Below are 14720 nucleotides of genomic sequence, written 5' to 3'. Positions count from 1 at the left end.
TGCGGTGGTTCCTCGACGTTCGGTTGAGCGGGGTCAGGCCGCGGGCTGGAGCAGGTCCCAGCGGTTGCCGTACAGGTCCTGGAAGACGGCGACCGAGCCGTACGGCTCATGCCGCGGCTCCTCCAGGAAGGTCACGCCCGCCGCGAGCATCCGGGCGTGGTCGCGGGCGAAGTCGTCGGTGTACAGGAAGAACCCGACGCGTCCACCGGTCTGGTCACCGACCCGCCCGCGCTGGGCGTCACCCTGGGCGCGCGCGAGCAGCAGCCCGGTCCCCTGCGTGCCGGCACCGGGTTCGACCACGACCCAGCGCGAGCCGTCGGGGCGCGGTGTGTCCTCGACGAGCCGGAATCCGAGGGCCTCGGTGTAGAAGCGGATCGCCTCGTCGTAGTCGTCGACGACGAGGGTGACCAGGGCGATGCGTCTCATCGGGGCCTTTCGGGGAGCGGGCCGGGGCGGGGTGCCGAGGGGTGGTTGACGCGAGAGGTTATACGTAAAACCCCTGGGGCGCCAGTCGGCGCGTACGGGCGTGCGGGCGGCCCGATCGGCAGGTGAGTCAGAGCGCGGCGCAGGCGTCTCCGATCGCCTGGTCCAGGATCGTCAGGCCGAGCGAGAGTTCCTCCTCGGTAGCGGTCAGCGGTGGCGCGATGCGGAAGACTCCGCCCATGCCGGGGAGCTGGACGATGTTCATGTGCAGGCCGAGTTCGAGGCAGCGCCGGGTGACCCGGGCGCCCAGTTCGTCCGAGCTCCGCTTCGACTCACGGTCCACGACGAGTTCGAGCCCGGCGAGCAGCCCCCGGCCGCGGATGTCGCCGACGACCGCGTGGCGCCCGGCGATGTCCTGAAGTCCCTGACGGAGGAACGCCCCGAGCGACCGGGCGCGCTCGTCGAGCTTGTCGCCGGTCAGCACGTCGAGGACGGTGTTGCCGACGGCGGCCACCAGCGGGTCGGACACATGCGTGGTGAAGAACAGGAACCCGCGGTCGTACGCCTCCTGCTCGATCTCGGCGCTGGTGACCACGGCCGCGAGCGGGAGTCCCGCGCCGAGCGTCTTGGACAGCGTGAGGATGTCGGGGACGACACCGTCGCGCTCGAAGGCGTACCAGGTCCCGGTGCGGCACAGTCCGGTCTGGGCCTCGTCGAGGATCAGCAGCATGCCGCGTTCCCGGCACTTCTGCTGGAGGGCCGCGAGATACCCCTCCGGCGGTTCGATGATGCCGCCCGAGCTGAGAATCGGTTCTACGAGGCACGCGGCCAGGCTGCCGGTCGACTGGGCGTCGATCAGGTCGAACGCGAAGTCCAGCTGGCGGCGCCAGTCCAGCGAGCCGTCGGCCGTGGTGAAGTCCGGCCGGTAGGCGTTCGGCACGGGAATGGCGAAGTTGCCGGGCGCGGGCGGGCCGTAGCCCTTGCGGCCGGTGCTGTAGGTGGCGGAGGCGGCGGCCTGCGTCATGCCGTGCCAGGACCGCGCGAAGGACACGATCTCGTGCTTGCCGGTGACGAGCTTGGCCATCCGGAGGGCGGCCTCGTTCGACTCGGCGCCGGTCGTCAGCAGCAGGACCTTCTCCAGCGGTGCGGGCAAGGTACCGGCCAGCCGCGCGGCGAGGTCGACGACGGGTCGGCTGAGCATGCCGCTGTAGAGGTGGTCGAGCGTCGCGATCTGCCGCTGGACGGTCGCGACGATCTGCGGGTGGGAGTGGCCGAGGATCGCGCTCATCTGGCCGGAGGTGAAGTCGAGGATCTTCCGGCCGTCCGCGGTGAACAGGAAGCTTCCGGCGGCGCGGACGATGATCTCGCGGGTGAACTCGCCGCCGTAGCGCATGAGATGCCGCTCGGCATCGGCCCAGAAGGCGTCGGTGGACGGGAGGTCGATGGACGGGACGGAGGTGGTCGAAGCAGCCATGCCTCCGACGCTAGGTCGCGGTCGAGCGACACGTCCATCTCACAATTCCGCCCTTCCTGTTCGGTGTTTCCGCACAGCGATCCGCATCACAATGGCGGCGTGATGAACCCTTGGAGGCTGCGACTGCTGACCCAGCTGGACGCGCTGGGCACCGTCCGGGCGGTCGCCCAGGCCGCCAACCTGAGCCCGTCGAGCGTGTCCCAGCAGCTCGCCGTGCTGGAGACCGAGACGCGAACCCAGCTCCTTGAACGGACGGGCCGGCGGGTGCGGCTGACCTCGGCCGGGCTGATCCTCGCGCGGCGGGCGCGGGTGATCCTCGACCACATGGACGGCGTCGAGGCGGAGTTGCGCGGTTTCGGCGAGGAACCGGCCGGGCTGGTGCGGCTGGGCGCGTTCCAGAGCGCGATCCACACCATGGCCGTACCGGCGGTGACCCGTCTGGCGCGCGAACATCCGCACCTCGACGTCGAGTTGCGCGAGTTGGAGCCGCACGCCAGCATGCCCGCACTGCGGGCGGGCGACGTGGACGTCATCATCACGACCACGGACGTCGACGAGTTGCCGTTGGGTCCGGACGTCGATCTTGTACCACTGGCCACCGACCGGATCCTGCTGGTCGTCCCGCCCGGGCATCACGCCGTCGGCCGTGGCGCGGTGGACCTCGCGGCCCTGTCGGACGAGCCGTGGGCGTTCGACATGCCGCAGTCGTACATGGCCAATCTCGCGCTGCGACTGTGCCGTCAGGCACGGTTCGAACCCCGGGTGGTCTGCCGGTTCAGCAACTACATGATGACGCTCCAGCACGTCGAGGCCGGGTTGTCGATCGCTCTGCTGCCCGGCCTGGCGGTCGACCACAGCCGCTATCGCGTCGCCACCCGCGAACTCGCGACGCCGGTGACACGGAACATCACGGCGGCGATCCGCCGCGGCGCACCGCCTCGTGCGGCGGTGCGCGTCGTGCTCGACGTACTGCGTGACCATACGGCTCCGGGAAGCGCCCAACTGCGCGGGCCACGCGATGTCCGGTAGTCGGTCGGGATCACGCCCGGCCCGCCCCGTGGCGGCGGAGCGGACCGGCCGGTGGTCAGCGGTTGGTGGGGACCGCCGCTACGGGGCGAGGGTCTCTCCGAAGCGGGCGTCGGGCGAGGGGGCGCTGAGTGTGGCGCCGTTGAAGGACCAGGATCCGGTCGCGGTGGGGCCGTTGGCCGTACCGGGGAAGACCCAGGCGGCGCCGTCGTTGGTGTCCTCGCGGGGCGCGGAGGCGAGCAGTTCGGCCTTGCCGTCCTTGTTGGCGTCGATGAGCCGCAGGGCGCCTCCGAACCAGTCGCCGTTCTCGTTGTCACCGGGCACGGACGGTGTGCTCTGGCTGAAGCTGGCCAAGCCTCTCGGCGTGAGCCCTCCAGCACTCCCCCGCATCACCCACACCGTGCCCGGGTCGGTGAGGGTGTTGATGTCGTTGGCGGGAGCGCCGAGCGCGGCGTCGGCATAGCCGTCGCCGTTGACGTCCGCCACGGTCACCGCACCGCCGAAGCGGTCGCCCTCCTTGTCGTCGCCGGAGGCGCCGATGGTCGTCTGGGTGAAGTGCTGGTCGGCCTCCGGTCCGCCCAGACCGTCGGGTCCGCCGAGGAAGACGTCGACGGTGCCGCCGTCGAGGAACATTTCGATCTGCTCGTGCCAGTCGGTGGGAGAACCCATCACGACGTCGGCGTAGCCGTCGCGGTTGATGTCACCGGTGGCGCCGACCGGGCCACCGCGCAGACCGCGACCGTACGTCAGCCCATCGGGGCCGCCCCGGAGGTAACTGGCCGCGCCGAACGTCTCGACGGGATTGACCGATTCGTAGGTGGTGAAGGTGCCGAGGAGGACCAGGTCGTCGTCGTTGCCGCTCTTGTCGTAGTCGCCGGGGGTGAGGCCGGTGGGGGTGAAGTCCTCATTCCACCTCCAGTTCACGGGAGTGGCCCGGACGGTGTGTCCGCCGTCGGCGCCGGCTTCGAAGACGTAGGTCTGCAGGGCCTTGCTGCTCAGGAGCGCGAGTTCGGTGCCGGAGCCGTGGAAGCGGCCGGCGGCCAGGCCCAGTCCGAAGCGTCCGCGGGTCGTCGGGGCACTGTCCTGCAGCGTGACCGCGCCGGTGGCCCGCAGCCCGCTCGCGGAGCCCCACAGCACGACCGCCGCCCCCGCGTCGACGGTGGTGCCGATGTCCTTGCCGGGCATGCCGACGACGAGGTCGGCGTAACCGTCGCCGTCCAGGTCCCCGGAGGCGGTGGTCCGTCCGAAGCCGTCGTCGGTCTGGGCGAGACCCGGTATGCCGGGGGTGCTCATGCTGAACGTCGCCCGGCGGGCGGAGGACAGGCCGTTCGCGGACCCGTACAGCACGGCGACATAGCCGGCCCCCTTCTGGGCGCTGACCGTGCCACCGGGGGCGGAGATCACGGCGTCGGGGTAGCCGTCGCCGTTGAAGTCGTCGTGGGCCGCCTGCGCGGCCGCGGGCGCGGCGGGCGCCGGAGCGGCCGTCGCGGTGATGGTGGCGCCGATCGTCAGTAATACGGTCGCGGCGGCCGGCCCGGACAGCAGGCCCCTTCGTATGACGGAGGTTCGGGTGGTGGAACGCGTACTGCGCACGTCGTGGCTCCTGGGATCTCGGCATGGCCGGTCGGGCGCGGAGTCGCGGGGGTGCGGCGGGGGCCCGTTCCCCGCTGCCGCGAGGTTGGACCGGAGACCGGGCCCAAGGGTTGTGCCCTATCGCACCCGAACGCCCGAATGCCGCTACGGTCACCGCACCGAGCCCAGTGGCATGACCCGGCGATACGCCTGCACCGCGATCACCGCGACCGCGAGGTGCATCACGAGCAGGGCCACCACACCGATCACCTCGCCCTCGTCGAACAGGAAGAAGTCCGGAACGAGCGATATGACGACGACCGAGGGGACGAGTCGGCGAAGCAGGCGTTCGGGATCCTGGGAAAGCCTGCGGACGATGCCCCATCCGACGGCTCCCGCCAGCACACTCAGCGCGGTCAGGAAGACATACGACGGGGGCTCCAGCGGGTTGAAGTCGTCGGGCGCGCTCATCGCGTGCGCCAGCACAGCGATCACCGCGTTCACCAAGGAAGTGAGCAGGAAGGCGAGGAAAACACCGCCCGCCACCACCATCGGGGCCCGCCGTGAAGGGAGCGTCTCGGAGACATCGGAGACAGGGGACATGGCAACTCCAGTTCGTGAAAGGGGAGATGGTCAGCTCCTGGGACTGCTGGTCGCGTCCAGGCCCGGCAGGAGACGGTCGGAGTCGACGTCGCCACGGCTGTCGGACGCATGCCGACTCGCGGCGATCAGGTAGGCGAGGGCTGCCACGAAGACCAGCAGTGCGGTCCAGTCGTTCAGGCGCAGGCCGAGGATGTGGTGGGCCTCGTCGACCCGCAGGTACTCGATCCAGAAGCGGCCGACGCAGTAGGCGGCGGCGTACAGCGCGAACGCGCGCCCCCGGTCGAGGCGGAAGCGGCGGTCCGCCCACACGACCAGGGCGGCCACACCGAGACACCACAGCGACTCGTACAAGAAGGCGGGGTGGTAGGTGGCCAGGTCGGCGGTGGCCTCGGGCCGGTGCGCGGGGTCGATCTCCAACGCCCAGGGGAGGGTGGTGGCCCGCCCGTAGAGCTCCTGGTTGAACCAGTTGCCCCAGCGGCCGACGGCCTGGCCCAGGGCAATGCCGGGGGCGACCGCGTCGGCGAACGCGAGCAGGGGAACACCGCCCCGGCGGCAGCCGATCCAGGCTCCGATGGCACCGCCCGCGATGGCGCCCCAGATGCCGATGCCCCCGTCCCAGACGAAGAGGGCCTTGAGCGGATCGCCGTCCTTGCCGAAGTACGGCTCGCTGGACGTGATCACGTGGTAGAGGCGGGCACCGACCACACCGAAGGGGACCGCCCACAGGGCCACATCCGTCACGACGGCTTTCTCTCCCCCGCGGGCGGCCCAGCGGCGGCCGCCCAGCCATACCGCCGCGGCGATTCCGAGGATCAGCATCAGTGAGTAGCCGCGCAGCGGGAGCGGACCCAGGTGGATCTCGCCGATGGAGGGGCTGGGAATGAAGGCCAGGGGCACTGGTGGTTCCTCACGGGGTGCGGTGGAGCTCGGGCGGCCGGGTGCGGGGCTGATCTTCGCCGTCCGCACGGCCTGGCACATCGACCGATCGACGCATCCTCCGCCCACCGATCGGTCGATGCGTTCGCACAGGACGACTGATCCCCCGGCTACTCGGCTGCCCGTACGCTGACGACCATGGCGCTGCAGCAGGCATGGGAGAGAGCACGGTGGAAGGCCGTGGGCCAGCACACCTTCTTCGCCGTCGTGCTCGCCCTGTCCGTGCTGGGTGCACTGGCCGGGACGGACCTGACGACCGGCACGGCACTGCTGCGGATCGGCCCGGCGGTGGGACTCGCCGCCTGGTACGCGTACTGGATCGCGCTGCGCGGCGGCGCCGGTCGCCCACCGCTGCCCTACCTCGTCGGGGCGTTGGCGGCGTGGATGGCCATGTCCGTGGTGGATCCCGCGCTGCTCCCGGTCGCCGTGGCCGTGCTGACGCCGTACTGGCTGCGACGGGCCTGGTGGTCGGCCGGCGGGGTGCTGGTGCTGGGCGGCGCCTGGTCGTGGCAGCGCTTCACCACGGACGGTTCCGCCGACGCGCGCATACTCACGGGCTGCGTGCTCGGTGCCGCGCTGGCGGTCACCATCGTCTGCTACGTCGCCGCCCTCGACCACGAGGGCCACAAGCGCCAGCGGCTCCTGGACGAGCTCACCGCCACACAGGCGGAACGAGCGGCAGCGGAACGCCAGGCGGGCACCCTGGCCGAACGTCAGCGCCTGGCCCGAGAGGTCCATGACACCCTGACCCAGGGCTTCGCGTCCATCGCCATGCTGCTGGACGCCGCCCGCGACGACCTGTCGGCCAACTCCCCCGCGGCCCGCCGCGTCGAGCAGGCCATGCGCACGGCCCGGGACAACCTGGCCGAGAGCCGCCGCCTCGTACAGGCCCTTCGCCCGGCGCCACTGGACCGTACGCACCTGGCGGACGCGGTCCGCGAACTCACCACCCGACTGACGGAGGAGACCGGCATCGAGGCCTACACGGTCGTGACCGGCCAACCGGTCGCCCTGACTGCCGGCAGCGAGGGCGAGTTGCTGCGGGTCGTGCAGGAGGCACTCACCAACGCCCGGCGGCACGCTCACGCGGTGAGCGTGTCGGTCACGCTGTCCTACCTCGGAGACACCCTGGCCGTCGACATCCAGGACGACGGCACCGGTTTCACGCCCGTAGCACGGCATGCCGGCATCGGGCTGATCACCATGCGCGAGCGCATCGCCGCCCTGGACGGCACGTTCGCGGTGGAAAGCGGCGTCGGCGAGGGTACGACCGTCGCTGTCACGGTGCCGCTCCCGGTCGCGCCTTCGGTGACCGTCCCGGCCGACCCTTCGGCCACCGAAGCCTCGCCTGTGGCCGGTACGGAGCGGATGGCCCCAACACCATGAGCACTTCGACCTCCCCTCCGATCCGCATCCTCCTCGCAGACGACCACCTCGTCGTCCGCGAGGGGCTGGCCGCCATCCTCGCCACCCAGCCCGACCTCACGGTCGTCGGCGAAGCAGCCAGCGGTACCGAGGCAGTGCACCAGACCACCTCACTCGCACCCGATGTCGTCCTGATGGACCTGCAGATGCCCGGCATGGACGGCACGGCCGCGACCGCCGCCATCCGTGCCACCCAGCCCGAGGTGCGGGTCCTCATCCTGACCACCTACGACACGGACGCCGACATCACCGCAGCCGTCGACGCCGGCGCGGTCGGCTACCTGCTCAAGGACACCGGACGACACGAACTGTGCGAGGCCGTGCGTACCGCGGCCCGGGGAGGTGCGGCACTGTCCCCCACTGTGGCCGCCAAAGTTCTCGCCCACATGCGCGGTGACCGGGCTGCCGGGCTGTCCGGCCGGGAACTCGAAGTTCTGTCGGCCGTGGCCCGCGGGCAGAGCAACAAGCAGATCGCCCGCGCCCTGCGCCTGTCCGAGGCCACGGTCAAGACCCATCTGCTGCACATCTACGCCAAGCTCGACGTCGCCGACCGCACCGCCGCCGTCACCGCCGCACTGGGCCGCGGAATCATCCGCATCGACTGAACACCGCAGGGCGTGGTTGCGGCCCCGGTGGTACCCGGGACGCTGCCGACGGGACGGAAATACGCGAGCCCTCAGCCGACGCGATGCACACTTCGGCTCGGCACGGGATATCTCCAGGAGACGCATCCCGACCGGCTGTTCGCGGAGTGCAGTCACTACTCGGAACTGATCTTACGACGAGCGGTCGGTGTCGCCGTCGGGGGTGGCGTGGGCCAGGCCCGTGCGGTAGGCGATGACGACGAGTTGGGCCCGGTCGCGGGCCTCGAGCTTCGTCATGGCGCGCTGCACGTGGGCGCGGACGGTGAAGGGGCTGAGGAACATCCGCTCGGCGATCTCCTGGTTGGACAGGCCGGTCGCGACCAAGGTCACCATCTCGCGCTCGCGCGGGGTGAGCACGGCGAGTTGTTCGGGGTCGTGCGGCGGGGCATGGTCCGGTGTGGCCAGGAAACGGGCGACCAAGGAGCGGGTCGCGGCGGGGGACAGAAGAGTGTCGCCGGCGGCGATCGTACGGACGGCATCCGCCAGGTCCTCGGCTCCGATGCCCTTGCCGATGAAACCGCCGGCCCCCGCGCGCAGCGCCTGAGCGACGTGCTCGTCGGTCTCGTACGTGGTCAGGATCAGGATGCGGCTGGCCCGCAGTTCCGGGTCCGCGCAGATCTCCGACGTGGCGGTGAGACCGTCCACTTCGGGCATACGGATGTCCATGACCACGACATCCGGGCGCAGTTCCCGGGTGAGCCGCACCGCCTCCCTGCCGTCGCCTGCCTCGCCGACGACGGTGATGTCGTCGGCGGTGTCGAGAAGCATCCGGAAAGCACCGCGCAGCAGGGCCTGATCGTCGGCGAGGAGCACGCGGATCGTCACGACGCATCCCCGGTCTCCGCGTCGCCCGTCCGTCCGTCGCCTGTCACTCCGTCGGTCATTCGTCCCTCGATGGTTGTCGCTCCGTCAGTCCTCCGCGTCGCGTCTTCGGCGGGCGGGAGGGGCAGTTGGGTGGAGACGAGGAAACCGCCCTCCGGGCGCCTGCCCGCGGAGAGTTGTCCGCCGACCGCGGTGGCACGTTCACGCATCCCGATCAGACCGTAGCCGGGCGGTCGGTCCGGCACCTTGGACACACTCGGTCCCGCGGACGCGGTCGACCCCGTGCGGGCACCGCTTCCGTCGTCGGCGACGGTGATGGTCACGCGATCTCGGTTCCAGGCGAGACGCACCCGGGCGCTACCGGTACCGGCGTGCTTGGTCACGTTGGTCAGGGCCTCCTGGACGATGCGGTAGGCGGTGAGGTCCACTCCCGGCGGCAGCGGTCTGGCCGTGCCCTCCTGGTGCACCGACACCTCAAGACCCGCGCGGCGGAAGGACTCGAGGAGCGTGGGAAGCCGGGAAAGCCCGGGCGCCGGTTCGGCGGGCGCGGTCGCGTCCCCGGACTGGCGCAGCAGACCGACCGTGGCCCGTAGGTCGTCGAGCGCGTCGCCGGTGGTCTTGACGAGTTCCTTCAGGCTCTTGCGGGTCTGCTCCGGGCGGGCGTCGAAGAGGTGGTCGGCGACCGTGGCCTGCGCGTTGGCCAGGGTGATCTGATGGGCCACGAGGTCGTGCAACTCCCGGGCGATGCGCAGCCGTTCCTCGGACACTCTCCGGCGCGCCTCGCTGTCCCGGCTCTCCTCGGCCCGCCGCGCCCGCTCCTCCACCGCGGCCAGGTAGGCCCGCCGGTTCTGCGCCGAGTTACCGAGTACGCCGGCCACCAGCGGGAACGCCGCCACCGCTCCCATCCTGCTCGCGTCCTTCCACGAGTTGGTCCCGAACGGGATGGTGGAGGCGACCAGCATCGCGGTGAAGATGAGCAACACCGCGCTCGCCGCGCGCCGTTCCATACGCACGGCGCATGCGTAGGCGGTGATCACGGCGGGGGCCACGATGAGCGGGCTCAGCAGGAGACCCGACGGCGCGGCCAGCATCCCGCTCACGGTGGTGACCGCCATGGCGGCAAGGGGTGTCCTGTGCCGCAGGGGCAGCACGGCACAGGACACCACGGCGATGAGGTAGGCGGCAGCGGGCGGCGGAGATATCGGCTTGTCGTCGACCTGCACCACGCCGCCGAGCAGGCAGAGCGCGAACGCCGTCGCCGTGATCGCCGCCTCCCGCCACCACGTGCCGCGTGGTCGCGGGCCACCGCCGCCCGTGTTCGTCATGGCCGGCTCAGCGCTGGTGCCGGCCGACGGCGAGCGGCGTCACCGCTGTGTCCGGCTCGGTCGCGGAGGCCGGGACATGCCTGCTCAGTTTCTCGCCCTCGATATCCACATTCGGCAGCACACGGTTCAGGATACGAGGCAGCCACCAGGCCCGGTGGCCGAGCAGCGCCAGGACCGCGGGCACGATCGCCATCCGGACCACGAAGGCGTCGAAGGCCACGGCGGCGGCCAGACCGACGCCCATCGTCTGGATGGTCGGGTTGCTCATCCCGATGAACCCGGCGAACACGCTGACCATGATGATCGCCGCCGCGGCCACCACACGTCCGCTGTGCCGGAACCCGTTGACGATCGCCTCGCCGGGCGACACGCCATGGACGTAGGCCTCCCGCATCCGCGTGAGGAGGAAGACCTCGTAGTCCATGGCGAGGCCGAACACGATGCCGATGATGAGAATCGGCATCAGCGACATGACCGGTCCGGTCTGCTCGATGCCGATCACGTCTGCCGCCCAGCCCCACTGGAAGACGGCGACGAGGACGCCGAAGGCGGCGCCCACCGACAGCAGGAAGCCGAGCGCGGCCTTGACCGGGACCAGGATCGAGCGGAAGACCACCATCAGCAGGAGCACCGCCAAGCCGATGACCACGGTCAGATACGGGATGAGGGCATCGGACATGGCTTCCGAAATGTCGATGTTCAGCGCGGTCTTGCCGGTCACGTGGACGCCGGCACCCGTGTCGGCCTCGACGCCGGAGACCGCGCCCCGGATCGCGTTCACCAGGTCCTTGGTCTCGCCGCTGTTCGGCGCGGTCTGCGGCACGGCGGTGAGGACGGCCGTGTCCTTGGTCTCGTTGAGAACCGGATCACCGACCGAAGCAACCCCCTCCACTCCCCGTAGGGTCTTCGCGACCTGGTCCGTGGTGGCCAGGGCGTCCGCGGAACCCGAGGATGAAGACGTGTCCACGACCACGGTCAACGGGCCGTTGAAGCCGGGGCCGAAGCCTTCCGACAGCAGGTCGTAGGCACGGCGCTGGGTGGTCTCCACCGACTTGGACTCGTCTCCGGGCAGCCCGAGTTCGAGGCTCAGCACCGGCAGGGCGACGGCGCCGAGACCGAGTCCGGCGATCATCAGCACGGGCACGGGCCGGCGCAGCACGAACCGCGCCCAGCGGGTCCCGAGCCCTGGCCGGCCGGCCGCGGTGGGCACCGGGTGCGGGCGACCGCTTCCCGGCCGGGTGGCCTTGCGGACGGCGCGGGACAGTATCCGCCGGCCGAAGAAGCCGAACAGCGCGGGGACCAGGGTCAGTGCGACGAGGACGGCAAGGGCCACGGCGCCCGCGCCGCCCAGGCCCATCTTGGTGAGTTCGGGGATTCCGACGACCCCCAGCCCGACCAGGGCGATGATGATGGTCGCGCCGGCGAAGACGACGGCGGATCCGGCCGTGCCCACCGCCCGGCCGGCGGCCTCCTCCGGCTCGCTGCCCTGGGCGAGTTCGTCGCGGAAGCGGGAGGTGATGAAGAGTGCGTAGTCGATGCCGACGGCAAGGCCCAGCATCAGCGCCAGGATGGCGACGGTGGACGTCAGGCCCAGCGGAACGGCCAGCGCGGAGACCAGGCCGAAGGCGATGGCCACGCCCACGAAGGCGGTCAGCAGCGACAGTCCGGCCGCGACCAGCGACCCGAGGGCGAGGATCAGCACCAGCGCCGCCACCGCCACACCGATGATCTCCGTCGTACCGCCCGGCGACTCCTCCGATTCCAGCGCCGAGCCGCCGATCTCCACGGTCAGCCCTGCGTCCCGGGCCTGGCTCGCGGCGTTCTCGAGGGCGCTCTTCGTCGGCTCGGTCAGGTCGACGGCGTCCGCGGTGTAGGTGATCGTGGAGTAGGCGATGGTGCCGTCCTTGCTGACAGCGCCGGTCTCAAAGGGGTCGGTGGCCGACGCGACCTGATCGCCCCCGTCCAGCGAGCCGAGCGTGTCCTCGACGGCCGCCTTGTGCTCCCTGGCCGTCACCCGCTGCCCGTCCGGGGCCCGGAACACCAAGCGGGCCTCGGCGCCCTGGGAGTTGCTCTCGGGGAAGCGCTCGTCCAGCAGGTCGAACGCCTTCTGCGACTCGGTGCCGGGCATGGAGAGGTCCTCTTCCTCCGCGGCCGGCGCCAGGGCGGCGGCGAGCCCGGCCAGCACCAGGACGCCCAGCCACAGACCCAGTACGCGCCGGCGCCGCCGGAAGGCCCACCGTCCGATCCGGTAAAGAAATGTCGCCACCTGTTGATCACTCCAGACACCGCTAGGCAAGGGGAATACGCGAGATTCACGCGCCACCCACACTTCCCTCCGGCGCCCCCGGCGGGCATCGTCCCCCGCCGCCGTCTTCCCCTGGTGCACCCGCACCAGCCCGCACGTGTCCTGGTGCCTATGCACCACAGGCCGACTTGGGCACGCCGCGCGAGGGAGACGCTGGCGGTGTCCGAAGCCGACGCGGCCGCCCCCGCGCTCGGCCGCACCGGCAAGGTCCACCTGCTGACACGACCACAGGCTCTTCGGCAAAGGCGTCGGCCGGGCTGCTCAGCGCACCGAAGCGACCGCCGGCTCCAATCTCCGTACGCGGAGCCGGTCGCGCCGTACCAAGGGCCGCTCGATGAGGACGTACGAGGCGAGGGCCGCCGCGATCGTCGCCGCGATGCCGGCGGGGAGCAGCCGGTCGCCGTCCACGCCGAGGTCGGAGAGCAGGCGGATGACGGGATAGTGCCAGAGGTACAGCCCGTAGCTGAGGTTGCGTCCGACCCATGCCAGGGCGGGCACCGACAGCAGACGGGAGGGCCACGTCTGCGGGCACAGGTCCAGCGTGGCCACGACGACGGCCGACAGAACGGCGGCGGCCAGCAGTCCGACCGTGTACCACACGGGGTTCCACCCGCTGGGTTCGGTGATCGGGATCTGCCAGGCGATCAGCCCCAGCACCGCGAGCGCGGGCCAGCACAGCCGTGCCGCCCATCGGCGCAGCAGCGCCAGCCGGGGGTCGTCGGCGCGCAGCCGGGCCAGGACCAGGGCAAGCAGCGCCCCGGCGAGGAGTTGGTCGGCGCGGGTGTCGGGGCCGTTGTAGATGCGGTGCGCCGCCGTCGGATCCCAGAGCGCCAGCCGCCAGAGCACCGGCAGGACGCACAGTCCCGCGACGCAGACCAGGGCCTTCCGCGCCGTCATGTGCCGTAGCAGCACCAGCAGCAGGAGCGGCCAGGCCAGATAGAACTGCTCCTCCACCCCCAGGGACCAGGTGTGGCTGAGTGGCGCGGTGAGGTCGGAGTACGGCCCGGCCTCCCCGGCCCGTACGAGATTGACCACCGAGACCGCGGCCAGCGCCGCCGCCATCCACGCCCCGTCGAACAGCGGCAGCGGGAGCGCCACGGACAGCAAGGCGGTGACCGCGCACATCGCCAGCACGGCCGGCCCCAGCCGCAGCCAACGCCGCCGGTAGAACGGCCCCAGGCCGATGCGACCGGTACGTGCGAACTCGGCGACCAGCAGCCGGGTGATGACGAAACCGCTGATCGTGAAGAAGACGTCCACCGCCACCGAGCCGCCGGGCACCCAGTCCGGCTCCACGTGATAGACGATCACCAACGCCACCGCGACCGTCCGCAATCCGTCCAGCCCCGCCACCCGCCCACCACGCAGCGCCGACGAAAAGCCCCGCCCACCGCCTCTTCGCCGTTCCGCCGACGACGCGACGAGCGGCGCCGCCGCCTGCTCGCCGGGGCTCTGCTTGGTGTCCTCGTCTGCCGTGCTCGGATGGGAAGTGCTCATGACGGCGGCGCCTGCCCAGTTGCTCCGAGCTCACACAAACTCTCAGGTTCCCCACAGGTTCAGGGCAGCTTTCCGGCCGCCGGAGCCGGCTGAGTGGGCCGTACTCATCAGGCGGACCCGAACTCCCGCTCGTGTGCGGAGCGGTCCGCGGTCCGCTCCGCGCGTCGGGAGCGGGTGAGCGCGCGTCGGCCGAGGGCCATGGCGATCAGTCCCAGTGGGATGGCCCCAACGGCTCCCACCATCCCGTTGCCGGTGCCGGGACCGCCGCTGGAGGTGGCCAGATGCAGCACCGCGAGGGCGGTGCCGACCAGCCCCACCGCCATGGCCGATACGGCGCCGGTGTGTGCGTTGCCGGTGCTGATACGGCCGGCGACCCGGGCCAGGGTCAGCCAGCCGAGGGCCACGCCGATCAGGCCCACCCCGAGGGCCAGGTTGGCCCCGGTCCGTCCGTCGCCGATGACTCCGCCCTCGGCGGCCACCATCAGGGCATCTGCTGTGCTCATGCCGCTCTCCTCCTTCTTACGCGCTTCTACTCGCGTGCTTCTTCTTACGTGGCGAATTGCGAGGTTCGCTGTTCCTTGAGCGTGCCTGCCGACCGCGCCCCGGTCGTCCGGCGGGCGCGGTCTCTTCGGACTGCCGCGGATGCGGCAGGCGGCGGGCAGATACCG

General features: G+C 71.2%; 13 protein-coding genes. 3 read left to right on the top strand and 10 right to left on the bottom strand.

Going from position 1 to position 14720, the window contains the following annotated elements; translation table 11 throughout:
* Positions 1-33: 33 nt before the first annotated feature.
* The gene (locus OG828_RS45265; protein ID WP_328504427.1) at positions 34-426 is read right to left on the bottom strand and encodes a VOC family protein; all 393 of its coding nucleotides are present in this window, start codon (positions 424-426) and stop codon (positions 34-36) included.
* A gap of 127 nt (positions 427-553) precedes the next feature.
* On the bottom strand, positions 554-1897 hold the full coding sequence (locus OG828_RS45260; RefSeq protein WP_328504426.1) for an aspartate aminotransferase family protein: 1344 nt from the start codon (positions 1895-1897) through the stop codon (positions 554-556).
* 102 nt (positions 1898-1999) lie between these two features.
* Here OG828_RS45260 and OG828_RS45255 point away from each other — a divergent pair, with 102 nt between their 5' ends.
* Positions 2000-2926 (top strand): LysR substrate-binding domain-containing protein, encoded by a 927-nt coding sequence (locus OG828_RS45255; protein ID WP_443062534.1) that lies wholly within the window; start codon positions 2000-2002, stop codon positions 2924-2926.
* Between the two features lie 78 nt (positions 2927-3004).
* Here the strand turns inward: OG828_RS45255 and OG828_RS45250 are convergent, their stop codons facing one another.
* The 3 genes from OG828_RS45250 to lgt form a co-directional block, all read right to left on the bottom strand.
* Positions 3005-4516, bottom strand: a complete 1512-nt coding sequence (locus tag OG828_RS45250) for an FG-GAP and VCBS repeat-containing protein (protein ID WP_328504424.1) — start codon at positions 4514-4516, stop codon at positions 3005-3007.
* Positions 4517-4666: 150 nt separating this feature from the next.
* Positions 4667-5098, bottom strand: a complete 432-nt coding sequence (locus OG828_RS45245; protein ID WP_328504423.1) for a DUF6069 family protein — start codon at positions 5096-5098, stop codon at positions 4667-4669.
* Positions 5099-5128: 30 nt separating this feature from the next.
* Complete coding sequence (gene lgt / locus OG828_RS45240; RefSeq protein WP_328504422.1) at positions 5129-5995, bottom strand: prolipoprotein diacylglyceryl transferase; 867 nt, start codon at positions 5993-5995, stop codon at positions 5129-5131.
* Between the two features lie 177 nt (positions 5996-6172).
* Here lgt and OG828_RS45235 point away from each other — a divergent pair, with 177 nt between their 5' ends.
* On the top strand, positions 6173-7420 hold the full coding sequence (locus tag OG828_RS45235) for a sensor histidine kinase (RefSeq protein WP_328504421.1): 1248 nt from the start codon (positions 6173-6175) through the stop codon (positions 7418-7420).
* Positions 7417-8064, top strand: a complete 648-nt coding sequence (locus OG828_RS45230; protein ID WP_328504420.1) for a response regulator transcription factor — start codon at positions 7417-7419, stop codon at positions 8062-8064. The genes OG828_RS45235 and OG828_RS45230 overlap by 4 nt, the downstream gene beginning before the upstream one ends.
* Before the next feature lie 171 nt (positions 8065-8235).
* On the opposite strand, the gene OG828_RS45225 is transcribed toward OG828_RS45230, so the two are convergent.
* The 5 genes from OG828_RS45225 to OG828_RS45205 form a co-directional block, all read right to left on the bottom strand.
* Complete coding sequence (locus OG828_RS45225; protein WP_328504419.1) at positions 8236-8928, bottom strand: response regulator transcription factor; 693 nt, start codon at positions 8926-8928, stop codon at positions 8236-8238.
* The gene (locus OG828_RS45220; RefSeq protein ID WP_328441974.1) at positions 8925-10250 is read right to left on the bottom strand and encodes a sensor histidine kinase; all 1326 of its coding nucleotides are present in this window, start codon (positions 10248-10250) and stop codon (positions 8925-8927) included. Before OG828_RS45220 ends, OG828_RS45225 begins: the two co-directional genes overlap by 4 nt.
* Before the next feature lie 7 nt (positions 10251-10257).
* Entirely contained in the window at positions 10258-12516 is a 2259-nt protein-coding gene (locus OG828_RS45215) for an MMPL family transporter (protein WP_328504418.1), read from the bottom strand.
* 300 nt (positions 12517-12816) lie between these two features.
* The gene (locus OG828_RS45210; RefSeq protein ID WP_328504417.1) at positions 12817-14052 is read right to left on the bottom strand and encodes an acyltransferase family protein; all 1236 of its coding nucleotides are present in this window, start codon (positions 14050-14052) and stop codon (positions 12817-12819) included.
* Positions 14053-14159: 107 nt separating this feature from the next.
* Positions 14160-14555, bottom strand: coding sequence for a DUF6223 family protein (locus OG828_RS45205; RefSeq protein ID WP_328504416.1), 396 nt, complete (start codon positions 14553-14555; stop codon positions 14160-14162).
* Positions 14556-14720 lie beyond the last annotated feature (165 nt).

The organism is Streptomyces sp. NBC_00457 (genome assembly GCF_036014015.1).
Lineage (GTDB): Bacteria > Actinomycetota > Actinomycetes > Streptomycetales > Streptomycetaceae > Streptomyces.
This window is presented reverse-complemented; position numbering and strand designations above follow the sequence as displayed.